The organism is Micromonospora sp. CNZ296 (assembly GCF_007827635.1).
Window position 1 is genome coordinate 115093 of the sequence record NZ_VISW01000003.1, and the last position, 24678, is coordinate 139770.

General features: G+C 72.8%; 26 protein-coding genes and 1 pseudogene. 14 read left to right on the forward strand and 13 right to left on the reverse strand.

The window, feature by feature from the left end:
• Window positions 1–25: 25 nt before the first annotated feature.
• Window positions 26–451 carry an iron chaperone gene (locus FB455_RS06040; RefSeq protein WP_013474672.1) on the reverse strand — a complete coding sequence of 142 codons (426 nt, stop codon included), beginning with the start codon at window positions 449–451 and terminating at the stop codon, window positions 26–28.
• A 144-nt stretch (window positions 452–595) separates the two neighbouring features.
• Between FB455_RS06040 and FB455_RS06045 the strand changes: the two genes are divergently transcribed.
• Window positions 596–1333 carry a VOC family protein gene (locus FB455_RS06045; RefSeq protein ID WP_030270799.1) on the forward strand — a complete coding sequence of 246 codons (738 nt, stop codon included), beginning with the start codon at window positions 596–598 and terminating at the stop codon, window positions 1331–1333.
• 48 nt (window positions 1334–1381) lie between these two features.
• On the opposite strand, the gene FB455_RS06050 is transcribed toward FB455_RS06045, so the two are convergent.
• Window positions 1382–1744 carry a hypothetical protein gene (locus FB455_RS06050; protein ID WP_013285186.1) on the reverse strand — a complete coding sequence of 121 codons (363 nt, stop codon included), beginning with the start codon at window positions 1742–1744 and terminating at the stop codon, window positions 1382–1384.
• A 159-nt stretch (window positions 1745–1903) separates the two neighbouring features.
• Between FB455_RS06050 and FB455_RS06055 the strand changes: the two genes are divergently transcribed.
• The gene (locus FB455_RS06055; RefSeq protein ID WP_013285187.1) at window positions 1904–2518 is read left to right on the forward strand and encodes a dihydrofolate reductase family protein; all 615 of its coding nucleotides are present in this window, start codon (window positions 1904–1906) and stop codon (window positions 2516–2518) included.
• Between the two features lie 48 nt (window positions 2519–2566).
• Entirely contained in the window at window positions 2567–3466 is a 900-nt protein-coding gene (locus FB455_RS06060) for a hypothetical protein (RefSeq protein WP_013285188.1), read from the forward strand.
• Window positions 3467–3468: 2 nt separating this feature from the next.
• Here FB455_RS06060 and FB455_RS06065 read toward each other — a convergent pair whose 3' ends face one another.
• From FB455_RS06065 to FB455_RS06090, 6 genes are read right to left on the reverse strand one after another with little or no spacing between them, the layout of a single operon-like run.
• Window positions 3469–4005: an SUKH-4 family immunity protein gene (locus tag FB455_RS06065; RefSeq protein ID WP_013285189.1), complete on the reverse strand. Its 537-nt coding sequence runs from the start codon at window positions 4003–4005 to the stop codon at window positions 3469–3471.
• Window positions 4002–4547 (reverse strand): SUKH-4 family immunity protein, encoded by a 546-nt coding sequence (locus tag FB455_RS06070; RefSeq protein ID WP_145752599.1) that lies wholly within the window; start codon window positions 4545–4547, stop codon window positions 4002–4004. The genes FB455_RS06065 and FB455_RS06070 overlap by 4 nt, the downstream gene beginning before the upstream one ends.
• Window positions 4544–5071, reverse strand: coding sequence for an endonuclease (locus FB455_RS06075; protein WP_123109573.1), 528 nt, complete (start codon window positions 5069–5071; stop codon window positions 4544–4546). Before FB455_RS06075 ends, FB455_RS06070 begins: the two co-directional genes overlap by 4 nt.
• Window positions 5064–5558 (reverse strand): WXG100-like domain-containing protein, encoded by a 495-nt coding sequence (locus FB455_RS06080; RefSeq protein WP_013285192.1) that lies wholly within the window; start codon window positions 5556–5558, stop codon window positions 5064–5066. The genes FB455_RS06075 and FB455_RS06080 overlap by 8 nt, the downstream gene beginning before the upstream one ends.
• Before the next feature lie 3 nt (window positions 5559–5561).
• Complete coding sequence (locus FB455_RS06085) at window positions 5562–5891, reverse strand: hypothetical protein (protein ID WP_013474680.1); 330 nt, start codon at window positions 5889–5891, stop codon at window positions 5562–5564.
• A complete protein-coding gene (locus FB455_RS06090) occupies window positions 5888–6301 on the reverse strand; it encodes a YbaB/EbfC family nucleoid-associated protein (protein WP_145752601.1) in 414 nt (137 codons plus the stop codon). The genes FB455_RS06085 and FB455_RS06090 overlap by 4 nt, the downstream gene beginning before the upstream one ends.
• Window positions 6302–6479: 178 nt before the next feature.
• Here FB455_RS06090 and FB455_RS06095 point away from each other — a divergent pair, with 178 nt between their 5' ends.
• From FB455_RS06095 to FB455_RS06110, 4 genes are all read left to right on the forward strand, one after another.
• On the forward strand, window positions 6480–7094 hold the full coding sequence (locus tag FB455_RS06095; RefSeq protein WP_145752603.1) for an RNA polymerase sigma factor: 615 nt from the start codon (window positions 6480–6482) through the stop codon (window positions 7092–7094).
• Window positions 7087–8001, forward strand: a complete 915-nt coding sequence (locus tag FB455_RS06100) for a CU044_5270 family protein (protein ID WP_013285196.1) — start codon at window positions 7087–7089, stop codon at window positions 7999–8001. Before FB455_RS06095 ends, FB455_RS06100 begins: the two co-directional genes overlap by 8 nt.
• A 70-nt stretch (window positions 8002–8071) precedes the next feature.
• On the forward strand, window positions 8072–9025 hold the full coding sequence (locus FB455_RS06105; RefSeq protein WP_030270790.1) for an FAD-dependent oxidoreductase: 954 nt from the start codon (window positions 8072–8074) through the stop codon (window positions 9023–9025).
• 57 nt (window positions 9026–9082) lie between these two features.
• Window positions 9083–9565, forward strand: a complete 483-nt coding sequence (locus FB455_RS06110) for a hypothetical protein (protein ID WP_030270789.1) — start codon at window positions 9083–9085, stop codon at window positions 9563–9565.
• Window positions 9566–9574: 9 nt separating this feature from the next.
• Here the strand turns inward: FB455_RS06110 and FB455_RS06115 are convergent, their stop codons facing one another.
• Entirely contained in the window at window positions 9575–10279 is a 705-nt protein-coding gene (locus tag FB455_RS06115; protein WP_030270787.1) for a hypothetical protein, read from the reverse strand.
• Window positions 10280–10444: 165 nt separating this feature from the next.
• Here FB455_RS06115 and FB455_RS06120 point away from each other — a divergent pair, with 165 nt between their 5' ends.
• From FB455_RS06120 to surE, 3 genes are read left to right on the forward strand one after another with little or no spacing between them, the layout of a single operon-like run.
• On the forward strand, window positions 10445–10657 hold the full coding sequence (locus FB455_RS06120; protein WP_013285200.1) for a hypothetical protein: 213 nt from the start codon (window positions 10445–10447) through the stop codon (window positions 10655–10657).
• 42 nt (window positions 10658–10699) lie between these two features.
• Window positions 10700–11641: a 1-phosphofructokinase family hexose kinase gene (locus FB455_RS06125; protein ID WP_486481510.1), complete on the forward strand. Its 942-nt coding sequence runs from the start codon at window positions 10700–10702 to the stop codon at window positions 11639–11641.
• Complete coding sequence (gene surE / locus FB455_RS06130) at window positions 11631–12461, forward strand: 5'/3'-nucleotidase SurE (RefSeq protein ID WP_145752606.1); 831 nt, start codon at window positions 11631–11633, stop codon at window positions 12459–12461. Before FB455_RS06125 ends, surE begins: the two co-directional genes overlap by 11 nt.
• Before the next feature lie 48 nt (window positions 12462–12509).
• Here surE and FB455_RS06135 read toward each other — a convergent pair whose 3' ends face one another.
• Window positions 12510–12737: a hypothetical protein gene (locus FB455_RS06135; protein ID WP_013474689.1), complete on the reverse strand. Its 228-nt coding sequence runs from the start codon at window positions 12735–12737 to the stop codon at window positions 12510–12512.
• Window positions 12738–12805: 68 nt separating this feature from the next.
• The gene (locus tag FB455_RS06140; RefSeq protein ID WP_013285204.1) at window positions 12806–13633 is read right to left on the reverse strand and encodes an alpha/beta fold hydrolase; all 828 of its coding nucleotides are present in this window, start codon (window positions 13631–13633) and stop codon (window positions 12806–12808) included.
• A 96-nt stretch (window positions 13634–13729) separates the two neighbouring features.
• Here FB455_RS06140 and FB455_RS06145 point away from each other — a divergent pair, with 96 nt between their 5' ends.
• Window positions 13730–14764 carry a sigma-70 family RNA polymerase sigma factor gene (locus tag FB455_RS06145; protein WP_145752608.1) on the forward strand — a complete coding sequence of 345 codons (1035 nt, stop codon included), beginning with the start codon at window positions 13730–13732 and terminating at the stop codon, window positions 14762–14764.
• A gap of 30 nt (window positions 14765–14794) precedes the next feature.
• Here the strand turns inward: FB455_RS06145 and FB455_RS34695 are convergent.
• Window positions 14795–15301 (reverse strand): annotated as a pseudogene (locus FB455_RS34695) (hypothetical protein); the annotation flags it as partial.
• Here FB455_RS34695 and FB455_RS06155 point away from each other — a divergent pair.
• A complete protein-coding gene (locus FB455_RS06155; RefSeq protein WP_013285206.1) occupies window positions 15270–15761 on the forward strand; it encodes a winged helix-turn-helix domain-containing protein in 492 nt (163 codons plus the stop codon). The pseudogene FB455_RS34695 and the gene FB455_RS06155 overlap by 32 nt on opposite strands.
• Before the next feature lie 160 nt (window positions 15762–15921).
• Here FB455_RS06155 and FB455_RS06160 read toward each other — a convergent pair whose 3' ends face one another.
• On the reverse strand, window positions 15922–20319 hold the full coding sequence (locus FB455_RS06160; protein ID WP_145752611.1) for a S8 family serine peptidase: 4398 nt from the start codon (window positions 20317–20319) through the stop codon (window positions 15922–15924).
• Window positions 20320–20578: 259 nt separating this feature from the next.
• Between FB455_RS06160 and FB455_RS06165 the strand changes: the two genes are divergently transcribed.
• Window positions 20579–21148 carry a winged helix-turn-helix domain-containing protein gene (locus FB455_RS06165; protein ID WP_013285208.1) on the forward strand — a complete coding sequence of 190 codons (570 nt, stop codon included), beginning with the start codon at window positions 20579–20581 and terminating at the stop codon, window positions 21146–21148.
• A 255-nt stretch (window positions 21149–21403) separates the two neighbouring features.
• Window positions 21404–24634 (forward strand): Ig-like domain-containing protein, encoded by a 3231-nt coding sequence (locus tag FB455_RS06170; protein WP_013285209.1) that lies wholly within the window; start codon window positions 21404–21406, stop codon window positions 24632–24634.
• The last annotated feature ends 44 nt before the right edge of the window (window positions 24635–24678 follow it).

A 24678-nucleotide genomic window follows, 5' to 3' on the forward strand; every position in this document is an offset into this window, starting at 1 on the left:
CGGGGCCGCCGGTCCGGCGGCACGGTCAGGACACGGCGGCCCGCACCAGCTCGGTGATCTTCTTCTCCACCTCCGGGCTCCACTTCACCAGCGCGAACGACGCCGGCCACATGTCGCCGTCGTCGAGGTTCGCCGCCTCCTGGAAGCCCAGCGTCGAGTAGCGGTACTTGAACTTCCCCGCATCCTGGAAGAACACGACGATCTTGCCGGCCGCGTTGGCGTACGCGGGCATGCCGTACCAGGTCTTCGGCGCCAGCTCCGGCGCGGCGGAGGTGATCGTCATGTGCACGCGCTCGGCCAGCTCGCGGTCCTCCGGCGCCATCTGCGCGATCCGGTCGAGCACGGCCTGGAGGTCGTCGGCCTTCTTGGCGCCCTTCTTGCCCTCGGCGCGCAGCTCGGCCGCGCGCTCCTTCATCGCGGCGCGTTCCTCGGCGCTGAATCCGTCGGACATCTCGATCCCCCCTCGTGACTCGCGGTCCGCGTGGTGCCGACCGCCCGAGGACAACGCTATGGCGCGGCGGTCACGGTGCGCTTCTCGATTCCTGATCACCTGCCGGGACCACGCCGGCACGGCCCAGGCCCTAGCATCGCGGCCATGGCAACGCGGCTCGTGCAGATCAACATGAAGGCCCACGACGAGGTGGCGCTCGGCGGCTTCTGGGCGAAGGTGCTCGGCTGGGAGATCTCCAGCGAGGCCCCCGGCGTGACGAACCTCGAACCCGAGGGCTTCACCTACCCGGACCCCCGCTTCCTCTACGTCGACCTCGTCGTCTCCGCCGAACCGAAGACGGCGAAGAACCGCGTCCACGTCGACCTCGCGACCACCTCGGCCGCGCACCACGCGGAGATGGTCGCGCGCCTGACCGCGCTCGGTGCCACGCCCGCCGACGTGGGTCAGGGCGACGTGCCGTGGACGGTCCTGGCCGACCCGGAGGGCAACGAGTTCTGCGTACGGGAGCCGAACCCGCGGCACGCGGACACCGGGCCGATCGCCGAGGTGGTGGTCGACTGCGCCGATCCCCGGGCCATGGCCGGCTTCTGGAGCCGGGCCACCGACTGGACCGTGCACGAGGTGACCGACCAGCAGGCCGTGCTGCGCTCCGCCAAGGGCGTCGGGCCGTACCTGCGGTTCGCTCGCAGCACCGACGCGAAGACCGGCTGGAACCGCGTCCACCTCGACGTCCGCCCCTACCCGGGCGACGACCTGGACGCCGAGGAGGCCCGGCTGCTGGCGCTCGGCGCCACCGCCGCCGACCTGGGTGGGGCCGACATCCACTGGCGGGTGCTCGTCGACCCGGAGGGCAACGAGTTCTGCCTGCTCACCCCGGGCTGACCCGTGGACCGCGGCGCCGGGCGGGTACGACCGCCCGCCCGGCGCCGGTCAGGCCGGCCGGTTCTCCGCCCGGAACTCGTGGACCACCTCGATCGGCCCGACGAGGTGCCGGTTGAACTCGTCGAGCTCCTCGGCCGGCACCCACAGCTCCAGGATGTCCCGGCCACCCACCTGCCGGACCGGGTAGCGGGCGGCGAACGCGCGCTCGACGTGGAAGCGCGTCACGTAGCCGGCGCCGGACGCCGGCACGTTCCAGTCCCGGGCGATCATGACGGCGTACTGCTCGTTGAGCACCGGGTAGAAGATCGGCTGGTCCGGCAGCCGCGGCGGCCAGGCCCGCCAGCCGGAGGCGCGGACGAGGTCGAGCTCCCGTGGGCCGGTCGGGCGCCACAGCGTCGTCGTCTCCGTCATCACGTACCCCTTCTGCCACGGTCGTGGCACCGTACCGGCGGCGCGCCGCGACCGGCCATCGGGTTTCGGCCGCAGAATCGACAGCGGGTGCGATGAGTTCGCGAAGCCTCGGCGGTCCACCCGTCGACATCCCCAGACAGACAGGTAGGGAGCACCGCGATGGCCACTGTCATCTCCACGCTGTTCATCTCGGCCGACGGTGTCGCCGAGATCGACCCCGACTGGCACTTCCCGTACTTCGACGAGAACATGGGCCGCGCCGTCACCGAGGACTACGACACCTCCGACGTGCTGCTGATCGGCCGGGAGACGTACGACAGCTTCGCCGGCGCCTGGCCGGACCGCGAGGCCGCCGGCGGTGAGGACGCGCCGTTCGCCAAGCAGCTCGGCGACATGCGCAAGGTCGTCGTGTCCCGCCAGCCGCTGGAGTTCTCCTGGCGCAACTCGGAGCTGATCCAGGGCGACCTGGTGGACGCCGTACGGGCGCTCAAGGCCGACGCCGGCATCAAGGGCCTCCTCATCCCCGGCTCGATCTCGGTGGTGCAGCAACTGCTCGCCGCGGGCCTGGTGGACGAGCTGCGGCTGCTGGTGCACCCGGTCGCCGCCCGCAAGGGCCGCCGGCTGTTCGACGAGGGCGACGCGCCGTACCACCTGCGGGTGGCCGCGACCGAGGCGTACCCGACCGGCGTGATCCGGGTGATCTACACCCCGGCCCCGGCGCCGGGCACTGTCGGCTACGACGACGTCAAGGACCAGGTGCCGGCCGGCAGCTGACGACCACGGGGCCGCGGCGGGCCGGTGTGTCGTGAAAGGATCCGCCGCGTGCGTCGCGCCCCGCTGCTGCTGATCCTCGCGGCGGCGGTGTGCGCAGTCGCCCACGTCGTCGGCGTCCTGACGGCCGCACCGCTCTGGCGCGGCGCGGAGGTGCTGAGCCTGGCGCTGCTACTCGCGTACGCCGTCGCCGCCGGACTGCCGGCGCCGCGCTGGGCGGTGCCGGCGGCGCTCGTACCGCTGATCGTGGACGCGGTCCGCACCATGCCGGCCGAGCCGGGCGCCGGGGACGTCGGCTGGACGGTGTACGGCAGCGACGACAGCGCCGTCGACCGGACGGCCGGCTTCGACGCGGCGCTCGCCGGGAGCTGGGCGGCGCTTGTCGCGGTGGCGGTGCTGCTGCTCGCGTACCGGGGTCGTGGCCGGCGGCGGCACCTGATCGCCGCGGCGGTCGCCGCCGCTCCCGTCGTCGGGTACGCGGCCGTCCGGGTCACCGACATCGGCGTCGCCGTCGCCGCCGGTACCCGGGTCGTGGAGACCCGCACCCGCACCACGCTGACCCGGGTGGACAGCCCGGGGTACGACCAAGCCGACGTCGTGCCCGCGCTCGTCCTCGCGGTGCTGCCGCCGCTGGCGCTCGCACTCGCCGCGCTGGCGCTCGCCGCGCTGCTGGCCGGACGGGGCCGGCGGCTCGCCGCGACCGGGGCGGCACTGCTGGCGGTGCTCGCGTTGCCGCTGCTCGACGCGGCCATCGAGGCCGTGCGCCTGCCGGTCTCGGCCGACGGCACCGCCCTGTTCGCCTGGTACGCCATCACACCCACGACCGCGATGCCGCAACCGATGACGGCCCTCGCGGCGGTGGTGGAGCTGGCCGCGTACCTGCTGCTCGTCGCCGGGCTGACCGGCGCGGACCGCGCCGCACCGGCGGTGCCCGCGCCGGCGGCCGGTTGACGTCAGGCGGTCGACTCCAGCTCGTCGAAGGCCATGTTCCACCACGACTCCGGCTCCGCGAACGCCACCGGGTCGACCGGGCGCAGGTCGTCGCGGATCGCCGCCGCCCGGGCGGCCCGTTCCCGCCCGCCCGGGTCGGTGGCGATGAGCTGCCCGAGCCGGTAGAGGAATTCCACGAACGCGGCGAACGTGCTGTTCACCGTCTCCAGGTTCGGCGTCTCCAGGTCGAGCAGGATCACCGCGCCGGTGCCCGCGTCCAGGCAGAACAGCAGCGCCGGGTCCTCCGGTGAGGCGCCGAGCACGACGTACGGGCGGGGGCCCTGGTCGCCCAGCTCGATCGACAGCGTGGAGAACAGCTCGACGTCGGGGACCGAGACGTCGACCGTGAACAGGATCGGCACCTCGACCGGCAGCGCACCGTCGGGCGGGAACACCTCCGGCCCGAGCGGCCCGAGGATCGCGTCGAAGCGCTGGTCGGGGAAGTAGATGACGCCCCGCTCACCCCACAGCGCGGTGAGCTGCTCCCGGGTCACGGTCACGGCTGCGCCTCGTCCTCGTCGACCTCGTCCGCGTCGTCGAGCAGGCCCTGCCGGTCGAGGAACGCGTACCACGCGTCGTCGTCGGTGACCAGCTCGGCGTAGCCGGGGCCGAGCACGTAGTAGTGCACGAACGAGTCGAGGTCGGGCGCCAGCTCCTCGAACGCGTCGCCCATGAACCACTCGGTGCCGGTCGGCGGGAAGTACCACACCGCGCCGGTCGCCCGCTCCAGGAAGATCGGCTCGTCGCTGCGCGTGCCGACGACCAGCCAGCCGGTCTTGTCCTGCGGGATGGGGGAGAAGTCGGGCGCGTAGTCGAGGAAGTACTGCACCCCGGCGAGCCGGCCGGCCGAGGCCAGCTCGAACGCCCCGGCCCGCAGGCCGTCGGCGGCGAGCAGCAGATCACGCAGGCCGGCCGGCAGCTCCGCCGGCACGTCACCGGCGTCGGCGGGCGCGCCGATCTGCGCGTACGCGAGACTCGCCGGCTCGTCCGCGGCCAGGTCGGCGCGGAGTTCGTCGAGAAGCTGCGCGAGATCGGAAGTCAATCCACTACCTCTATTCGGATCGGGGTTCCGTCCGGCAGATTCTGGATCTGCCCCCAGATCTGGGAGCCGATGTCCGTGTTGGTTCTACCATGCAGCAGCTTGAGGTTGTCGACGGTGTCCGGCCCGCCGAGCTGCAGTTCCCACACGTGGTCGGGATGGTAGTCGCTGAGCCGTTGACTGAGCCGGTTGGCGAGGTCCTTGTCGTGCGGCCAGTACTTGTCCCAGATCTTCTGCCGGATCCGGTCCTTGTAGCCGTCGGTGATGCTCTTGTCGCGCTGCACCGGGTTGGTGGCCTTGTAGAGCTTGCCCTCGTCGCTGAGCTTCTTCAGCGCGGCCATCTTGCGCCGGAACTGGGCGGTGGCGTGGAAGTCGCGGCGCTCCACCCGGACCACCCTCGTGGGCAGGCTCCGGTTCGGTCCGGTGACCCGGACGATCGGCTTCTCCAGCTTCTCGACCGCCTTGCGGACGATCTTGCCGGCGGCCGGTTTCGCGGCGGCGCCCCGGCCGCGCCTCGGGCTAGGCATCGAGCAGTCTCCCGATGACCTGGTCGATGAGCGCGCCGACGATCTCCCGGGTGATGATCTGGAAGATCGGGATCTCGGCCAGCGAGGCGCCGAACGTGACCACGGCGGTGGCGATCGCCTGGGCGACCTGGAACGCGAGGATGGCGAGCTGCACGATCACCGCGATCTTCAGCGCCAGCACGATCGCCGCGCAGATGATCAGCCCGGCGCCCAGCAGCATCGCCGCGGGCATGCTGTCGTGCAGCACGAGCGGCCCGTTCTGCTCGCCGCCCCACCACTTCTGGAACGCCGCGATCGCCGGGCCGACGTTCTGCGTCCACACCTGCGCGGCGGCCGCGTCCGCCTCGCCGGCCGCCGCCCCGATCCGGCCGCCGAACTCCAGCCACGCCTGGCCCATCTCGAAGAGCTTCTCCTCGTCGGCGGCCGGCCAGGTGTAGCCGATCCAGCCGAGCGCGGTGACCAGCTCACCGGGTAGTTGCAGTCCCACGGTTCACCCCAGCCCGCCGGCCAGCGAGCGCATGGTGCCCGCGCCGTCCTCGTCGACCCGCTCGTACGAGTCGGCCATCCCCGCGATGTCGGCGCCCGCGGAGGTGAACTCGTCGGCGGCCATGCCGAGGCAGTCGAAGATGTAGTTCGCCACCTCGGTGTACGCGATGCCGATGAGCGACCCGATGTCGTCGGCGCCCCACGGCTCGCCGTAGCCCTGCATCCGCGCCTCGAACGCCTCCAGCTCGCCGGTGAACCGCTTGGCCACGTCGGTGACGCCGCGCCCGGCGGCCCGGATCAGCGGCGGGTGCACCTCGAAGCCGCCGCCGCTCATCGCTGCCCGCCGCGCGCCAGCCGTTCCTGCGCCTCGGTGAGCGCGTCGAGGAACGACCCGAGCCGGGGTACGGCCGTGTCCCGTACCTCCTGCAACTGCTCCCGCAACTGCGACATGTCCGCGACCTGCGGAGCCGGGCCGGTCCGCAGCCCGTCGATCGCCGCGTTGACGGCGGTGACGATGTGCGCGGTCAGCTCCTCGGAGCCGAGCCGCATCAGCCGCGGCTCGACGTGCAGCGAGTGGAGCCGGCCGTCCCGGCCCATCTCGGCGCGTACCTGCCCGTCGGCGGCCTCGCCCACCGCGGGCGTCTCCGCCTCACCCTCCGGCGGCGGACCCACCGTCCGAAGTGCCGCCATCGTCGCGTCGAGCATGCGGGTGAAGTCGCCGCTCATCGAAGGATCCGCACTCATGAGCCCTCCCCAAGGCCAAACGCCACGAGCGTAACCGAGAGGGACAAAGCGATTCCGCCCCGTACGACCGCGCGGTCCACGACGGACCGTCCGACCGGCCTACCGTCACGGGCGTGAACCGTCCGGACGCGAGCAGCGGACAACAGGTGACACGTCCCCACTCGCCGAGAGGCCGCGCATGAGAAGACTGAGACGGGCGACGGATGCCGACGTCGGCGCGCTCACCGACGCCGAGGTCGTCGCCCGGTCCGTACGGGAACCGGAGACCTTCGCCGCGATCTTCGACCGGCACGCGCCGCACATCCACCGCTACCTGGCGCGTCGCCTCGGCTCCGCGGCAGCCGACGACCTGGTCGCGGAGACGTTCCTCGCCGCGTTCCGGCGCCGGGACCGGTTCGACACCGGCTGCCCGAACGCCCGCCCCTGGCTGTACGGGATCGCCACCAACCTCGTCGCCCAGCAGCGGCGCACCGAGGAACGGGAGTACCGGCTGCGGCAGGCGTACCACCCGGCGACGTCCGAGGCGTCCCCCGCCGACCGGGTAGCCGCCGAGGTGACCGCGCGGTCGCTGCGCCGGCACCTGCTGGACGCGCTGGCCGGGCTCGCCGACGGCGACCGCGACGTGCTGCTGCTCGTCGCCTGGGAGGACCTGACGTACGAGGAGGTCGCCGCCGCGCTGGGCATCCCGGTCGGCACCGTGCGGTCGCGGCTGAACCGGGCGCGCCGGCTGCTGCGGGAACGGCTCGGCGGCGAACCGGCCGACACCATCGAGGAGGTACTGAGTAATGGATGAGATGAGACTGCTCCAGCGGCTCGGCGACGAGACCGAGCTGCCGGCGGACGAACGACTCGGCGCCGCGCGTACCCGGCTGGTCGGCGCGATGACCACGACGGAGGCCGCGCCGGTTCGGCGGGCACGACGGCCGGCCTGGCGGCTGGTCCTCACCGGCGTCGCGACGGCGTCGGTGGCGGCGTCGCTGGCCGCGGTGCTGGTGCTGGCGCCGGACCGGATCGGCGGCAGCGCGCCCGCCGCCCGGGCCGACGCCCGGCAGGTGCTGCGCGACGCGGCGGCGGCGGCGTTGCGGCTGCCGGACGTCGAGCCCCGGCCCGACCAGTTCGTCTACACCCGGATGCAGGACGGTCCGCAGCTGCGGGAGAGCTGGGCGTCGGTGGACGGGACGAGGGACGGCCTGGTCGTCGAGCACCCGGCGGGCGGCCGCCAGGAGTTCGTGCTCCCCGGCTGCCGGGACGGCCGCGCGAAGATGTACAAGGGCGGGCAGCTCCTGCCGGGCACCGAACCGTGCGTGCCGAGCCCGGCCTACGACCCGGCCGTGCCCACCGACGCCACAGCGATGCGCGCCTACCTGGACAAGCACCGCAGCGGCGAGCCCGGTGACGTCAACGCCGCCGCCAAGGACGTGCTGTCCCTGCTCGGCGACTCGTACCTGAGGCCGCGCTCGCGGGCCGCGCTCTTCGAGGCCGCCGCCGCGACGCCGGGCCTGGAGGTGGTGGAGAAGGCCACCGACGGCGCGGGCCGCTCCGGTGTGGGCGTCAGCTGGCCCTCCCCGGGGCGCAGTCCAGCTCTGATGGTGCTGGTGTTCGACCCGCGGACGTACGCGTTCCTCGGCGTGGGTGGGGAGGCGGGCACGTCCGCGGTGCTGTCCGTCGCCGTCGTGGACCGGGTCGGCCAGAAGGGCTGACGCCCGCCGGGCGGGTCGCCTCCCTGGGCGGCCCGCCCGCTCCGGTCGTGCGTCCAGGGCCTGCGCCATCATGGGCGTCATGACGAAGGCGGACGTGGTGGTGGTCGGCGGCGGGGTGATCGGGATGACGACCGCGCTCACGCTCCAGCGGCGGGGCGCACACGTCACCGTCCTGACCGCCCACGACCCGGCCGACACGGTGTCGACGGTGGCCGCCGCGGTCTGGTACCCGAGCCACACCGAGGAGGATCCCCGGGTGCTGCGCTGGGCCCGGGACACCCACGCCGAGCTGCGCCGCCAGGCGGCCGACGGGGTGCCGGGAGTGGTCGACCGGCCCACCCGGATGTGGTTGCGCCACCGCTACGCCGGGCCGCCCTGGTGGGCCGACGCCTGCGGCGACCTGACGGCCGAGCCGGCGGAGCCGCCGTACACCGCGCTGCTGCGGTTCACCGCCCCGTCGGTGGAGATGACCCCGTACCTCGCCTGGCTCCGGCAGCGCCTGGAGGCGGGCGGCGGCCGGATCGTCGGCCGCGCGCTGGGCACGCTCGCCGAGGCGTACGAGGTCGCCCCGGTCGTGGTGAACGCGACCGGCCTGGCCGCCGGCCGGCTCGCCGCCGACCCGGCCGTGTACCCGGCGCGCGGGCACGTCCTGCTGGTGGCGAACCCGGGCCTGACCGTCTCGGTACGCGACGAGGACGACCCGGCGGGCGTCACGTACGTGCATCCGCGCCGCCACGACGTGGTGCTCGGCGGCACCTACGAGGCCGGGGTGGGACACACCCGCCCCGACCCGGAGGAGGCGGCGGCGATCCGGCGCCGGTGCGTGGCGCTGGTGCCGCAGCTCGCGGACGCGCCGGTGCTGGGGGAGCGGATCGGGCTGCGGCCGGCCCGGCACGGCGGCCCCCGGGTGGAGGTGGACGCGGCGGACGTGCGGCTGGTGCACGCGTACGGGCACGGCGGCGCCGGGGTGACGCTGTCCTGGGGCTGCGCCGCCGAGGTGGCCGACCTGGCCCTGGGCGTCTGACCGCCCCGGCGCGCGACGGTCCACCGTCGGGGCTCGGCGGGCGGTAACCTCGGCCCGGTGTCCGCCCGCCGCGCCGCACTGTTCGCCCTCGTCGCCCTGATCGCCGTCCACATCGGCTGCACGCTTGTCGCGCTCGCCGCCTACAGCCACCGGATCGGCCTGGTGACCCACGACGGCTCCGGTTTCCTGGTGGAGCTGCTCGACGCCGTGGTGCCCCTGCGTGACCTGCTGCCCGCCGTGCTCTGGCTGCTGCCGGTCACGCTGCTCGTCACGTTCGCGGCTCTCGGCCGGTGGGCCGTCCGGCGGACCGTCCGCCCCGACGACGAGCGGCTTCCGGCGAGGGCGTGGACCGCCGGTATCGCCGCGGTGCTGCTCAACCCGCTGGCAGCCGTGCGCTACGCGTCGGCCACCGCCGAGGGCGGCGAATACATGCGTACGGTGCAGGTGGAGACCACCCTTCTGGTGCTCGCCGCGGCCGTGGCGACCACGATCAGCGCGCTCGCCGTTGCCGGGTTCATCCGGCGCTCCGACGCCGCCTGAGCGCTCTGTTCACCGCTCCAGGACGGTCAGCCATTCGGCGGCGCGTGGACGGTATCCGTGCAGCTCGAAGAGCCCGCGCACGATCGCCGGCACGTGCCCGGCGCCGTACACGACAGCCACGTCGATGCGTTCCGCCGACCGGGCACGGACCAGCTCGGACAACGCGGCGAGCAGCCGCTCGTCGCGTTCGCCGCCGAACGCGCGCTCGGCGTGCTCGGTGAACTCGTGGTCGGCGTACCGCTCGTCGGTGGCCGACGGCAGGTCGCTCATCTCGATCTCGGGCGAGAGCAGCCGCCGGGTGCCGCCGAAGAACTGCATTACCATCACGAACGGGATCACCAGCCACATCTGGAGGCGGTACCGCAGCGGCATCGCCCGCCAGCCCTGGGCGAACTCCGCCGCCGACACGTCCGGGTTGAGCACCTCGACGCCGAGAGACGCGTACGGGATGGGGTCTGTCACCAGGCCGGAGCGCCGGTTGGCCGGCATGGCCCGGTAGGTGAGTGTCAACGCCGAGCCGACCGCGGACCGGCCGCTGACGCCCTCGACGACGAGCAGGTCGCATTCCCGGAGCCGCTTCGTGACCGCCGCGTAGAACGCCGGGCTCGCCACGTGGAGCATCGGGAACACCAGGAACTCCAACCGGCTGCCGGGACGGCGTAGACGGAGCACGGCGGACCGGGTGCCGAGGACGCTGTGTTCGATGATCTGCATGCCTGCCCCCGTGGCATCGGCTGCTGTTGTCGGCAGGGTAGGGCTGCCGGGCAAACCGTCCCGTGGACCGGTCAGGAATCGAGAAGCCTCGGGCGGGCGCCCGGACCTAGCGTTTCCGGCACGGGCCTCCCCGCCGGGGAGGCCACCGGCGAGAGGTCACCGTCCATGGACACGCGCATCCGTCAGCTGCACCGCTGGTTCTCCGTCGCCTTCACCGTGACCGTCGTGATCACCTTCGTGGCGCTGGCCCAGAAGGACCCGATCGTGTGGGTCTCCTACGTGCCGCTGCTCCCGCTCGCCCTGCTCCTGATCAGCGGCCTCTACCTGTTCGCGCTGCCGTACCTGCGGCGTCGGCGCACCGCCGCGCGTACGCGCTGACCTGGGGGATTACCGGGGCCGGTCAGCGGGCAACACTGGCGGATGGAGCAGAAGGTGATGGTGTTCGCCCCGGCCCCGCTGTTGACGGTGACGATCGAGCAGCAGGGCGACGTACCCGAGCTGCACCTGCACCCCGGCGGGCAGGGGGTGTGGCAGACCCGGATGATCGCGGCGCTCGGCGTACCGGTGACCATGTGCGTGGGTCTCGGCGGCGAGGTGGGCGACGCGGTCCGCAAGCTGCTCGACGACGAGGACGTCACGGTCCGGACGGTGCGGCGGGAGCCCGGCACCGGCTGGTACGTGCACGACCGGCGCGACGGCGAGCGGACCGAGATCGCCGAGCACCCGGGGGCGCCGATGGTGCGGCACGACATCGACGAGCTGTACACGGTGACGCTCACCGAAGGGCTGCGCGCGCCGGTGAGCGTGCTCAGCGGGCCGGCCGACCCGCAGGTGGTGGACCCGGACATCTACCGCCGGCTCGCCGCCGACCTGGGCGCCAACGGCGGCAAGGTGGTGGCCGACCTGTCCGGGCCGTACCTGGAGGCGGTGCTCGACGGCGGCGTGAGCGTGCTGAAGGTCAGCCACGAGGAGCTACTCGACGACGGCCTGGCCAAGGACGACAGCGTCGAGGCGCTGCGCGACGCCGGCCGCCGGTGCCAGGAGCGGGGCGCGCGGACGGTGCTGATCAGCCGCGCGGGGGAGCCCGCGCTGGCGCTGCCGGAGGACGGTGAGCCGCTGCTGGTGCACGCCCCGCCGCTGGAGCTGGCCGACCACCGGGGCGCCGGTGACTCGATGACCGCCGGGGTCGCCGCGGTGCTGGCCCGGGGCGGGGACATGCGGGAGGCGCTGCACATCGGCGCCGCCGCGGGCGCGCTGAACGTGACCCGGCACGGGCTGGGCACGGGCCGGGCCGAGGCGGTACGCGAACTGGCCGGCCGGGTGCGGCTGACCCCGCTGGACGGTGGCGACGATGACGGCTGACCGGCCGCCCCGGGTGCTGGTGACCAACGACGACGGTGTGCACGCCCCCGGCATCCGCGCGCTGGCCCGGTCGGCGTACGAACGCGGGATGGACGTGGTGGTCGCGGCGCCGGAGGCCGAGGCGAGCGGGATGAGCGCGGCGCTGTCGGCGGTGACCGACGACGGGCGGCTGGTGTTCCGCGAGACCGAGCTGGACGGGCTGCCGGGTGTGCCCGCGTACGCGGTGGCGGCCTCCCCGGCGTACATCGCGGTGCTGGCCGGCCTGGGTGTGTTCGGGCCGGTGCCGGACCTGCTGCTGTCCGGCATCAACCGGGGCGCCAACGCGGGCCACGCGGTCCTGCACTCCGGCACCGTCGGCGCGGCGCTGACCGCCGGCAACAACGGCATCCGCGCGCTCGCCGTGTCGCTCGACGTGCTCACCGCGGCGGCGGCGAGCGCCGGCAGCGGTGGCGCGGCGATCGCGGTGCTGGACAGCGTGGACGACGAGTCCCGCCACTGGTCGGCAGCCGCCGGGCTGGCCGCGACGCTGCTGCCGTGGCTGGCCGGGGCGGATCCGGGCACCGTGCTCAACCTCAACGTGCCGGACCGGCCGGCCGATCAGGTGGCCGGGCTGCGCCAGGCGACACTCGCGCCGTTCGGTCAGGTGCAGGTGTCCGTCGCCGAGCGTGGTGAGGGGTTCGTGCGTACGGCTGTGGAGGCGAACGCGGTCCGCGCGGTCCCCGGCACCGACATCGCCTGGCTGGCCGACGGGTACGCGGCGGTCACCGCGATCCGGGCGCTCGGACACCTGCCCGACGTGGAGCTGCCGGTCGACGGCTGAGGACGGCTCCGCCCCGCCACCGTCGCACGGGTGGCGGGGCGGAGAGCGTCACTCGCCGGCCGCGCGGCGGCGGTCGGCCTCGGCGTCGGCGGCGCCCACCGGGGTGCCGTCGCTGTCCCGGTCGGCCCGGGACAGGTCCACGTCGGCGCCGGCCCGGGCGGCGTCGGCAGCCGCGTCGTCGGCGCCGACGACCTCACCGCCGTCGGTCTGTCCGTCGTCGGGGACCAGCCGTCCGGCGGCGGCCAGCCCGATCGGTGCGTACCTGGGGTCGGTCATCTCGTCCTCCTCACCGGTGCTCCTGTGCAAGCGGTACCCCGGCACGGGACGCGGCACACGCGCGCGGGTCAGCGGCCCCGGTCGAGGAAGTCCAGGGTGACCGCGGCGAACAGCGGCGACTGGTCGATGTCGTAGTGGGTCAGGCCGGGCAGGATCGCCAGCGCGTGCCCGCCCGCCGGGCGGCCCTCGCCCGTCCAGCCGCCGTCGCGTCGGCCGCCGTCGAGCAGCCCGAACACCTCGACGAAGTGACTCGGCGGGGCCATGTCGGCGTCGGCGGCCACCACGAGCGTCGGCACCCGCAGGGCACGGACCTGCTCGGTGAGGTCGAAGTCCTTCCGCATCGCCTCACCGATCTTGTCGAGCAGCCGGGGGAAGTCCTCCGGACGGGGCGCGACCCGCTGGTACAGCTCGTACATCGGGGTGTCCTTCATGTACTCGGCCGCCGCGGCGCCGACCTGGCCCTGCTGCGCCAGCAGCTCCGGGTAGACGGCGTCGCGGCGGATGTGCGCGGACGCGGCGACCAGGCGGCCGACCTTCTCCGGGTGCCGGAAACCGGTGTGCAGGGCGACACCGCCGCCGAGGGAGAAGCCGACCACGTCCGGCCGGTCCAGCCCGAGGTGGTCGATCAGCGCGGCCACGTCGTCGGCCATCAGCGCCATGTCGAGCGGCCGGTCCACGTCGGCGGTGCGGCCGTGCCCCTGGAGGTCCACCAGGATCACCCGGTGCCTCGCGGTGAGCGCGGGCAGGATCGGGGCGAACATCTCGCCCGAGCAGAGGCCGCCGTGCAGCAGGATCATCGGCCGGCCCTCGCCGTGCGTCTCGTGGTAGAGGTGGACGCCGTTGACGTCGGCGTACCGCCCCGGGGCGTGGGTCTCGTCGCGCTGCGCTGTGGTCATCGGTGCTCCTCGGACGTGGTGACCTGACGGCTGTCAGACCGGCCGGGCGGCACCGACTCATCGGTGCGGGCTCGAACGTGCTCGCATTGACGCAGCATGTGGGCTAGTTTCGGCGGGGTGAGCGAGGTGGCGAGCGTCCCCGTCGAGGCGCAACTCGAGGCGTACCGGTCGGAGCTGACCGGCTACTGCTACCGGATGCTGGGTTCGGCCTTCGAGGCCGAGGACGCGGTGCAGGACACGTTCGTCCGGGCCTGGCGTAATTTCGACAAGTTCGAGGGGCGGTCCGCGCTGCGGACCTGGCTCTACCGGATCGCGACGAACGTCTGCCTCACCATGTCCACCAGCGCGCAGCGCCGGATCCGGCCGATGGACCTCGGTCCGGCCGGCGTCGGCACCGCCACCCACCCCGGCGAGCCGCGCCCGGAGCAGATCTGGCTCGGCCCGGCGCCCGACGACCGGGTGCTGCCCGAGGTCGCCGATCCGGCCGAGGTGGTCGCCGGCCGGGAGTCGGTCCGGCTGGCATTCGTCGCGGCGTTGCAGCACCTGCCGCCGAAGCAGCGGGCCGTGCTGATCCTGCGCGAGGTGCTGGCCTGGTCGGCCCAGGAGGTCGCCGACCTGCTCGACACGTCGGTGGCGAGCGTCAACAGCGCGCTGCAACGGGCGCGCGCCACGCTCGCCTCAACCGACACCGAGGCCGAGGTGCGCCGGCCGCTCGACAGCGAGCAGCAGGCGCTGCTCGCCCGTTACGTGCGGGCCTTCGAGGCGTACGACCTGGCGGCGCTCACGGCGCTGCTGCACGAGGACGCGACGCTGTCGATGCCGCCGCTGCCGCTGTGGCTGCGCGGTCCCGAGCACATCGCGGCGTGGATGGCCGGCACCGGCAGCGGCTGCCGCGGCTCCCGCCTGCTGCCGACCGCCGCCAACGGGATGCCGGCGTTCGGGCACTACCGGCGCGACCCCGACGGCTCAGGCCACGTGCCCTGGGCGCTGATCGTGATCGGCGTCTCCGGTGGCCGGATCACGTCGCTCAACAACTTCCTCGACGTCGAGCGCCTGTTCCCGCTGTTCGGGCTGCCGGACCGGCTCGAGGAGGGCACCGGCCAGCCCGAGCAGGCCGGCGAGCTCGCGTAGGTCGTCGCCCGCGCCGCGTACCTCCAGCCGCCAGCCGAACCGCCGCGCGGTCAGGCGGATCCGTGCCAGCACCTCGACCGTGACCAGGTCGGGCGCGGTCACCGCGGACACGTCGCACACCACCACGCCCCGGTCGCGGCCGCGCAGCGCCTCGGCCAGTTCGGCGCAGCGGGCCGCGATGTCCGCGCGGGTCGGCGTCCCGTCGGCCAGGCAGAGCATGTGGGTGATCACACGCATTGGACCGCCGTACGCCCCGGCTCTCATCGGTACGCGTGCGCCGGCGCAACTTGCCTCGAACACCTTGTTGCTGGCAGTTACATCGACGTTAACTGCTATACCAATCATCGGTGCTCGGCTATATGATCCCGGTAGTTCACCCCGAAGCCTCACGAAACCGCAGCTCCCGCACCCCTCGGGTCGAACTCCGCAAGCCAGGTGCCTCCGCATCGTCGTGCCTGGCGGCCGCCCGGCGTTGTGGTTCGGCCTGCCGGAAAGGTGGGAACGGATGACAGGGCTCCCGTCCTTGGTCATCGGCATCGCGTCCTCGTCGGCCGAGCGCCGGCAGCTCGCCCAACTGCTCGGCGGCACCGAGTCGTTCCTGATCGTGTCCAGCGCCCATCAGGCCCGCCGCTTCCTCGACCTGGTACGCCGGCCCGCGCTGGCCCCGGCGCCGCACCCGCCCGCGAGTGACGAGGCGCCGGCCGAGCCACCCGGGCGGGAACTGGCCGTCGACTCCGACCGGCGGGTGCTGCGCTGGCGGGAGCGGGAGATCGGGTTGACGCCGCTGGAGCACGACCTGCTCGTCTGCCTCACCGGTACGCCCGGCCAGGTGTGGACGTACGCACGGCTGCACCGCGCCGTCTGGGGCAACGACCACCTCGGGCGGGGCTCGGACATGCACTCCGTGGTACGCCGCCTCCGCCGCAAGCTGGGCCGCCTGGACGCCCCCGCCATGATCCACGCCGTCCGAGGCGTAGGCTTCCGCCTCACCCCGTAACCCCTGACCCCTCCCGCCCTCGCCGTTGATCTTGCAGTTACGGCCCCTCGGGTGGGGCTTTCGTCTGCCTTGCCGGGGCCGCGAGTGCAAGATCGCCGGGGAAAGGGGGCGGCCCGCCCGGCGGGTGTGCCGGGCGGGCCGTCCTCGTCAGCCGCTGGGGTCAGCAGCGGGTGGGGGAGAGGGTGAAGTCCTCAACCGTGGGCGTGCTGCTGTTGATCCTCGTCTGGCGCGTCTGGGGCTTCCAGCCGTCCTTCGCGACGATCAGCGTCAGCGGGTTGTTGCGCCGGTCCATCCAGTAGGCGTACCGGCCCTGGGCGTCGGTGGTGAAGGTGTACGAGTTCGCCCAGGAGTCGACCTGCACGGTCACGCCCGCCAGCGGCGCGGTGGCGCCCTGGCAGCTCTTGCCGGAGACCGTGCCGGACAGCTTGCCCCAGGTGGTCGGCGGCTGCGCGATCATCGTCACCGCCACCGGCTCCACCGTGTACGGGGTGTTCTCCTTGATCGCCACGGAGGCCGAGTACGTGCCGGGCTGGTCGACGTTCGCGGCCATACCGACCGTGACGGTGACCTTCTCACCCGGTGCCAGCGTGACCTTCGACTTGTCGACGGTCAGCCAGCTCACGTCGGCCGCGCCCTCGGCGCACTCGCCGAAGCCGGGCAGGACCTCGCTGTCCTTGGTGGCCGTGAAGCCGCCCGACGAACCACCGATCTTGTAGAACCCGCAGGCCGCGCCACCCCGGTAGCGGGGGGCGTTGGCGTTGGGCAGGTTGGCCCACGAGTTGGTCGCCGGGTCGAACGCGAAGCCGGCGTTGGTGATGGCGCCGCCCTGCGACCCGCCGACGACCAGCAGCTTGCCGTTCGCCACCGCGTACGAGGAGGCCCAGCTGTCGGCCGGCGCGTCCGGGATGGCGGTCCAGGCGCCTGCGGCCGGGTCGAAGGCGTAACCGACCTTCTGCGACGTGGTGCCGTCGTTACCGCCGGTGCAGTAGACGGTGCCGTCGATCCCGCCGCAGGACAGGAACGCCACCGACTTCGGGTACGCCGGCAGCGTCTCCCAGGCGTCGGCGCCCGGGTCGTACCGGACCACCGAGTTGGCCATCGGCGTGCAGCTCGCTGTGGTGCAGCCGCCGATCGCGTACAGCTTGCCGCCCGCGACCGCCTGGCCGGCCGCCGCGCGCGGCGCCGGGTTGTCGGCCTTCCGGGTCCAGGTGTTCGCCGTCGGGTCGTACGAGAAGGTGGCGGCGTCCGGTCCGGCGGCACCCCAGCCACCGGTGGCGATGATCTTGCCGTCGAGCACGCCGACCGTCATGGCGTTACGTGCGCCGGGCAGGTCGGCGATGCCGGTCCACGCCTGGGTGATCGGGTCGTACCGGTAGTTCTTGGCGCTCGACGCGGTGCCGTCGCCACCGGCGATGGAGTAGACGGTGCCGTCGACGTTGACGACCCGGTTGTCCATGACGTTCGCCGGGTAGCCCGGGATGGTGGTCCAGGGGTCCGCCTGCGGTGCGGCGGCGGCGATCGCGTTCGACGACTTGCCCGACGAGCGGGCCGCGAACGACGTGGCGGCGGTCAGCCGCTGGACCGGTGCGCCGGTGGAGCCGAGCAGCGCCTGCTCGGACAGCCGGGAGCCGTCGGCCCGTTGCAGTACGAACCCGCCGTCGCGCTCACTGAACTCGGCGGTGACCGGGGCCCCGCCGGTGTTCGTGACGGTGAACGTCTTGCTGACCTTCCCGCTGGGCATCCGGACCGTGCCGGTGATCGAGGTCGGCTTCACCGACAGCCGGCCGGCGGCGAGCTGGAAGTTGGCCGCTGTGGCCCAGTCCTCCTCGACCGCCACCTGCTTGGTCTGGCTCACGTAGTTGCCGGCACTGGCGGTGAACGGGTGCGTCCCGGTCAGCGACGAGAACATCCAGTAGAAGCCGTCGGGCAGCTCGGTGTCGTCCGGCGTGGCGACTGTGGTGGCCTTCTCCGCCGGGCGGTCCTTGCTGGTCACCGTGGCACCGTTGACGTAGCTGTTGTCGTTCTTGTCGCGGACGTGGCCGAGCACCAGGCCGCCCTTGACCGGCTTGCAGACGAGCTTGCTGCCGATGAGGACGTTGTCGACCTGCCACCACCATTCCCAGCTCGCCTCGTAGTAGTGGAAGCGCACCTGCACCTGCGACTGGCCGGCCGCCTGCGGGATCGGCACCTCGGTCACCCGCGGGCCGCGGACGTCGGCCGCCTGCCGGAGCACGTTGCTCCACGTGGTGCCGCCGTCCAGGCTCAGGTCCACGTCCGCGCGGTCGCTGTTGAGCCAGTTGTAGTCCTGGTTGAACCGGATCACCGGCGCGGTCACGCCGGTCAGGTCGACCACCGGGCTGACCAGCGACGTGTCCTGCCGCCCGCCGCTGCCGTAGTTGTCGCTGTCGATGATGGCGAAGTTGCCGCTGCCGCCGGTCAGGTTGCCGCGCTCACCGGCGTCGGTGAACTCCCAGACCTGGCCGGTGCCGGCGTTGTCCACCACGGTCCAGCCGTCCGGGACACCGGTGCCGTCGAACGTCTCGTACTCGCCGTCGGAGCTGACGGTGTAGCCGGGGGCGGTGGTGCACGCCTCCGGGTTCGCCTGCACCGCGATGTTGGCGGTCACGTTGCCCGTGCCGACGGTGACCTCCTTGGTGGTGGTCAGGTAGCCGGCGTACTGCGGCTCGACCTTGAGCCGGTACGTCGCCCCGGACGGCAGCGACAGGCTGTAGCGGCCGGTCGTCGGCGTCGTGTAGTCGGAGATCGGCGTGCCCTCGACGCTCACCTTCGCGTACAGCGGCCAGCCGTGCCCGGACCCGTCGGTGACCTGCCCGCTGACCGTGACGCTCGCTACCGCGGTGAGCGCCACGTCGAGCGTGGTCGTCGTGTTCGCGGTGATCGTCGCCGACAGGGTGCGGGTCGCGTACCCGAACGCCGAGACGACCACCTGGTAGTCGCCGGCCGGCAGGAGCGAGGAGTACGTCCCGTCCGCGCCGGTGGTCAGCGTGCGATCGGCCGCCCCGGACAGGGTGACAGTCGCGCCGGCGATCCCGGCCCCGGTGGCGGCGTCGGTGACCTTGCCGGCCAGCGTGCCGTTGTCGCCGATGGGGGCGGCGGCGAGCAGCGCGAGCGCGTCCAGGCGGCCCTCACCGTAGACGTTGTTGTCGTCGGTGGTGCCGCCGCACTGCGAGTCGCCCTTGTCGATCGCCGTGTCGTTGAGCAGCGCGCGGGTCGCCGTGATGTCGCCGACCAGCGTGGGCGCCGCCGACCAGAGCAGCGCGATCGCGCCGGCCAGGTGCGGCGCCGCCATCGAGGTGCCGCTGATGCTGGCGTACGAGTTGGTCGGCACGCTGGAGCGCACGTTCACACCAGGCGCCGAGATGTTCGGCTTGATCTCGCCGTTCTGCCCGGTACCCCGGGACGAGAAGCTGGCGATGTTGTTGTTGACGTCGTACGCGCCGGCCGAGTAGTTGCTCGCCAGGCTGCCCGGTGAGCCGCTGGTCTGGCAGGACGGGCCGTTGTTGCCGTTGGACCAGACGCCGAAGATGCCGGAGGCGGTCCACGCGTTCGTGACGTCCTCCATGAACGGCTCGTTCGACGGCGCCGTGGTGCCCCACGAGTTGTTGATGATGTTCGGCCGCTTGCTGGCGTCCGGGTTCTGCCCGTTGAGGTCGGTGGGCTCCAGCATCCACTGGCCGGAGGAGATCAGCGCGGCGTCGGACGGGCAGCACCCGTTCGCGGCGATCCACTTGACCTCGGGGGCGACACCGATCTGGTTGGCCCCGTCGGCGCCGGCCATGGTGCCCATGGTGTGCGTGCCGTGGCCGTCGGAGTCGCACGGCGCGGTGGCGCACTCGCCTGCGGCGTCGAACCAGTTGTAGTCGTGGTCGAAGGTGCCGTCACCGTTGTTGCCCCGGTAGGCGTTCACCAGCGCCGGGTGGTTGAACTGGACGCCGCTGTCGATGCTCGCCACCGTGATCCCGGCGCCCTTGACGCCGTACTGGGACCAGACGTCGTCGGCGTTGATGTTGGCGATGCCCCACTCCAGGGCGTTCGCCGACTTCTCGTCGGTGCCGGGGGTGGTCTCCGGCAGCTTGTACTCCACCGGCGCGTACAGGCCGTCCACCTCGGAGTGGGCGGCGAAGTTCTGCGCCATGGTCAGCGAGCCGTCGGTGACCTTGATGGCGTTCGTCGCCCAGAAGGTCTGGTACTTCGTGCCCGAGCGGTCCAGCTCGGCGCGGATCTTCGACTGGCTGTCGGCGGCTGTCTTCTTCAGCGCCGCCGCGACGGCGGCGCCGCGCTCGTTCCAGTCCTTGATCGAGGCGGCCTTGCTCAGGTCCGCCTTGGCGCCGAAGTGGATCCAGAAGTCGCCCTCGCTCTTGCCCTGGAGCTGGCGGGTGAGCTCGGGACGGATCTTGTCGCCGGCCGCCGCGCCCGCGCCCGTCTCGGCCTGTGCCGCAGTGCCGGTCGCGGTCAGCGCGGTGGCGGCGAGCACCAGGGCGGCGCCCGCGCTCACCAGCCGCCGGGCCGGGCCCCATCTGTGTGGACGTCTCAGCATCGGTGCTGCCTCCTCCTCCGATGACCCGCTGATGATCGAGCCATGGCAGAAGGGCCAGGAGACGTGCTCTCCCGACTGCTACACCGGTGTGAAAAGAACCCCCCAGGCCCCCTAGGCGCCGTGCGGGTCTGCGCCGGACGCCTGAGTGGACACTATGATCGACAGCAAGGAACGATCAATGACCGTACGTGAGCAACATGTCACCAACAGGCCCCCGGATCGGGCGGCCTGTTGACAGTTTTTGTCACGGTGGGGCGCGGTGACGACTGACGGCACGAACGCGGCGAACTCCGGCACCGACCCGTCGGAGCGCCCCTTCTCGCTCGTCATCGGGGTGACGTCGTCCCCGGCCGAACGGCTGCGGCTGACCGAGCTGCTGGACGGCGTCGCGCCCCTTCTGATGGTCGCCGATCTGGACGAGCTGCGCGAGTTGATCACGGATGCGCCGGCCTCGGCGCACGCACCTGCCCCGGCCGTCGCGCCGGCTGCGCCCGTACCCCGGGACAAGCCCGCACCGGACGGCGCGCTGGTGATCGACGCGGCCCGGTCGACCGCCCGGTGGGGCAACCGGGAGACCGCCCTGACCCGGCTGGAACGCGACCTGCTGACCTGCCTGACCGTCGAGCCGGTACGGGTGTGGAGCTACGCCGAGCTGCACCACGCGGTCTGGCACGACGCGCCGACGCACGGCCGGGCCGACGTGCAGTCCCTGGTCAAGCGGTTGCGCCGTAAGCTCGACGAACTGGGCACCGGCGTCACCATCGCGGCGGTACGCGGCGTCGGCCTGCGGTTGACCGACCACCGCCACCCCCGGGTACGGGGCGACTGACCCACCCCTGGGTCCGCTGTGCAAGGCCGCACGTTGCGGACCGGACGGCGCGCACGGCCGGACGGTGACAGCCGGTGACCCGATCGGTGGAGGCGCCCTGCCGGTGTGGCCGGAATTGATGGCGACCGGTCGATTACCGGTGCGGCACGTATCGCGAGAAGTCTTTGCCTCCTACGGTGGCGTCCGGCACGCGGACGGAGGGGACTCGGGAATCACCCGAGGGGGCCGTCCCGGCGGACAGGGAGAGTTGTCTCGATGCGAGTTTGGCTTCGCGCGGTGACGGTCGTCGTCGCCGGCGCGGTCGTGGTGGCGGGAGTGCCGGCGCTCGCCGCCACCGTCACCGTGCGGGACGCCGGCGTGGCCGGCCACACCGGCGCACAGGCGACGGGAAGCAGCGCCGCACTCGGCGCCGCGCGCACCACGGCGACCCGTGCGCTGGTCACCCCCGGGGACACCCGGCTGATGCCGACCACCCCCCGCACCGACACGCCGCGGATCACCAACGGCGAGATCGTCGACATCGAAGTGATCGGCAACCGCGTCTTCATCGCCGGCACGTTCACCTCGATCGCGAACGTCGGCGGGTCCGCGATCACGCAGCGGTCCCTGGCGTCGTACAACCTCGACACCGGCAAGGTGGACACCGGGTTCAAGCCGGTCATCGACGGCGCGGTCGCCGCGGTGGAGGCGTCGCCGGACGGCAAGTCGCTCTACATCGCCGGCGCGTTCAACACCGTCAACGGCGTCACCAAGCGCAAGATCGCCCGGCTGAACCCGACCACCGGCGCGCCGGTCGCCGCGTTCACCGCCACCGCGAACGCGCGGGCCACCGCGCTGGCCGTCAGCGCCAACGCCGTCTACGTCGGCGGCCAGTTCGCCACCGTCAACGGCGTCAGCCGCAGCGGCCTGGCCGCGCTCAACCCCACCACCGGCGCCGTCGACACCGGCTTCAACCTGCCGGTCACCGGCGGCATCGGCGTCGGCGGCATGCTCACCGTGCAGCAGCTCAAGCTCACCCACGACCGCAGCAAGCTGCTGGTCGTGCACACCGGCCGCCAGATCGCCGGCCAGGACCGCTACGGCGTGGCGCTCATCGGTACGGCCACCAAGGCGCTGCTGCCGTGGCGCACCCGGCTGTGGGAGGACAACCTCTCCTTCGTCGGCGGCATCCAGCGCGTCTTCGCCGGTGACATCGCACCGGACGACTCGTACTTCGTGGTCACCAGCGGCTCCGGCGGCGACCGGCCGCCGATCAACGACACCGCCATCGCGTACCCGCTGACCGGAAACGACAACGTCGAGCCGCTCTGGATCTCCCGGCACTTCGACAGCATCTACTCGGTCGCGATCACCGACACCGCCGTCTACGTCGGCGGCCACTTCAGCTGGCAGGAGTCGCCCACGTCGAACGTGCCGTGGCCCGGCCTGGACAACGTCGGATACGGCACCGGCCAGGGGCTCAGCGGCTACGGCCTCGGCGACCAGGTGGTCCGCCGCGACCACCTCGGCGCGCTGGACCCGCTCACCGGCACCGCGCTGGAGTGGAACCCCGGCTCCAACTCGTACGAGGGCGAGAAGGCGATGCTCGCCACCTCGCGCGGCCTGCTCGTCGGCGGCGACGGCAACGTCAAGGGCGGCAAGACCACCGGCCGGGTCGCCTTCTTCGACCTCTCCAAGCAGCCCGCGCCCGCGGCGCTGGACACCACCGTCACGACGCCGATCGAGGGCGCGGTGAAGCCGGCCGGCGAGTCGTTCACGATCAGCGGCCAGGCGCTCGCCCCGGCCGGCGTGGCGCGGGTCCAGCTGGAGATCCAGGACCGCAACAGCGGCAAGTACCTCCAGGCCGACCTGACCACCTGGGGCGCGTTCAAGGCGATCAACACGACTGTCGCCGCGCCGAACGCCACCTCCACCACGTGGAGCCTGCCGGTGACGCTGCCGGCCGGCGTCTACCAGTTGCAGGCGAAGACGTTCGACCGCAAGGGGGCCGGCGACACCACCAAGGCGGTCAAGAAGATCGAGACGTTCCGCTTCGACGACCTGCCGCCGTCGACCCGGATCAGCTCGCCGTCGGCCGGCCTGCTCGCCACGCAGACGTTCGTGGCCTCCGGCACCGCCACCGACGACAAGGGCGTCAACTCGCTCATCTACTCGTTCCGCACGCCCGACAACCGGTACCTCCAGGACGACGGCACCGTCGCCGCCGTCTACAACACCTTCCGCGGCGAGCCGGACGTGATCGGCGCGACGTCCACCACCTGGCAGTACGAGGTCACGCTGCCGGTCGAGGGACAGTGGAAGATGACCGCCACCGCCGTCGACACGACCGGGCAGAGCGACCTGCGTGGCGACACCCGCGACTGGACCGTCTCGGCCAACGGCGTACCGCCGACAGTGGCGATCACCTCGCCGGTGGCGATGACCCCGCCGGGCAACCCGGCGCCGTTCACCGTCGCGCCCGGTGGCGCTGTCACGTTCGCCGGTACGGCGAGCGACGACGACGCCCTGAAGTCGGTCGAGATCTACCTGCGCAACAACACCACCCGCGAGGCGCTCGCCAGCGACGGTACGTGGGGCGCCGACTCGGTCGCCGGCTACCACCGGATCTCCCCGACCAACCTCGACGCCGCGACGTTCGACTGGTCGTTCACCACGGTGCCGCTCACCCCGGGCGTCTACGACTTCCGGGTACGGGCGACCGACAAGCTCGGCCTGACCACGTCCAGCACCAACATGGGCCGGCTCACAGTCACCGCCCAGGTGCCCGGCGACGCCTTCCCGAACGGGCTGCTCAGCTTCACCGGCACCAACCAGGACGTCGACCAGCTGCACCTGGACCTGACCGGCACGGCGACCGACGACAAGGGCGTGCGGGCGGTCCGGATCGCGCTGCGTGACCTGGACACCGGCCGGTACGTGCAGCCCAACGGCACCATGGCCGCCGCGTTCGCCACAGTCGACGCGACGCTCGCCGCGTCCGGCGCGACCAGCACCGCGTTCACGCTCTCGATCGACCTGCCCACCCGCGGCACGTACAGCGTGGAGGCGTGGGCCGTGGACACCGCCGGTCAGCAGGACAACTCGACCAGCGGCGCCACCGCCCGCTACCTGGTCTACCCGGGTGACACCGACCCGACGCTGGAGCCGAGCATCACGCCGGTCGAGGGTCAGGCGTACACCGGTGGCCGGATCGTGATCACCGGCCGGGCCGTGGACGACGGCGGGATGCAGAAGGTCGAGGTGCAGATCGGCAACAGCGCCGGACAGGGCATGAACTCGGCCGGCACGTTCGGCCGGGCGGGCGCGCCGACCAGCTGGCCGTGGATCGGCACGTTCCTCACCAGCCCGGGCTCGCCGGGGTCGAACTTCGCGTACACGTCGCCGGTGATCCCGGCCGGCACGTACACGGTGACGATCCGCGGCATGGACAACCGGGGGCAGTACCAGCAGCCGCCCCGTACCGTCACGGTGACCGTCACCGACTGACCGGACGGCCTCGCGGGCCGGTCCGCGCCGGGTCTCCCGGCGCC

Excerpts from the sequence above, each read along its gene's own strand:
- FB455_RS06170 (WP_013285209.1), top strand. The coding sequence starts at position 21,404 with ATGCGAGTTTGGCTTCGCGCGGTGACGGTCGTCGTCGCCGGCGCGGTC.
- FB455_RS06085 (WP_013474680.1), bottom strand. The coding sequence starts at position 5,891 with ATGAGCGGCGGCGGCTTCGAGGTGCACCCGCCGCTGATCCGGGCCGCC.
- FB455_RS06135 (WP_013474689.1), bottom strand. The coding sequence starts at position 12,737 with ATGACCGACCCCAGGTACGCACCGATCGGGCTGGCCGCCGCCGGACGG.
- FB455_RS06090 (WP_145752601.1), bottom strand. The coding sequence starts at position 6,301 with ATGAGTGCGGATCCTTCGATGAGCGGCGACTTCACCCGCATGCTCGAC.
- FB455_RS06100 (WP_013285196.1), top strand. The coding sequence starts at position 7,087 with ATGGATGAGATGAGACTGCTCCAGCGGCTCGGCGACGAGACCGAGCTG.
- FB455_RS06115 (WP_030270787.1), bottom strand. The coding sequence starts at position 10,279 with ATGCAGATCATCGAACACAGCGTCCTCGGCACCCGGTCCGCCGTGCTC.
- FB455_RS06075 (WP_123109573.1), bottom strand. The coding sequence starts at position 5,071 with ATGCCTAGCCCGAGGCGCGGCCGGGGCGCCGCCGCGAAACCGGCCGCC.
- FB455_RS06105 (WP_030270790.1), top strand. The coding sequence starts at position 8,072 with ATGGGCGTCATGACGAAGGCGGACGTGGTGGTGGTCGGCGGCGGGGTG.
- FB455_RS06045 (WP_030270799.1), top strand. The coding sequence starts at position 596 with ATGGCAACGCGGCTCGTGCAGATCAACATGAAGGCCCACGACGAGGTG.
- surE (WP_145752606.1), top strand. The coding sequence starts at position 11,631 with ATGACGGCTGACCGGCCGCCCCGGGTGCTGGTGACCAACGACGACGGT.
- FB455_RS06055 (WP_013285187.1), top strand. The coding sequence starts at position 1,904 with ATGGCCACTGTCATCTCCACGCTGTTCATCTCGGCCGACGGTGTCGCC.
- FB455_RS06120 (WP_013285200.1), top strand. The coding sequence starts at position 10,445 with ATGGACACGCGCATCCGTCAGCTGCACCGCTGGTTCTCCGTCGCCTTC.
- FB455_RS06145 (WP_145752608.1), top strand. The coding sequence starts at position 13,730 with ATGTGGGCTAGTTTCGGCGGGGTGAGCGAGGTGGCGAGCGTCCCCGTC.
- FB455_RS06050 (WP_013285186.1), bottom strand. The coding sequence starts at position 1,744 with ATGACGGAGACGACGACGCTGTGGCGCCCGACCGGCCCACGGGAGCTC.
- FB455_RS06155 (WP_013285206.1), top strand. The coding sequence starts at position 15,270 with ATGACAGGGCTCCCGTCCTTGGTCATCGGCATCGCGTCCTCGTCGGCC.
- FB455_RS06095 (WP_145752603.1), top strand. The coding sequence starts at position 6,480 with ATGAGAAGACTGAGACGGGCGACGGATGCCGACGTCGGCGCGCTCACC.
- FB455_RS06040 (WP_013474672.1), bottom strand. The coding sequence starts at position 451 with ATGTCCGACGGATTCAGCGCCGAGGAACGCGCCGCGATGAAGGAGCGC.
- FB455_RS06160 (WP_145752611.1), bottom strand. The coding sequence starts at position 20,319 with ATGCTGAGACGTCCACACAGATGGGGCCCGGCCCGGCGGCTGGTGAGC.
- FB455_RS06125 (WP_486481510.1), top strand. The coding sequence starts at position 10,700 with ATGGAGCAGAAGGTGATGGTGTTCGCCCCGGCCCCGCTGTTGACGGTG.
- FB455_RS06140 (WP_013285204.1), bottom strand. The coding sequence starts at position 13,633 with ATGACCACAGCGCAGCGCGACGAGACCCACGCCCCGGGGCGGTACGCC.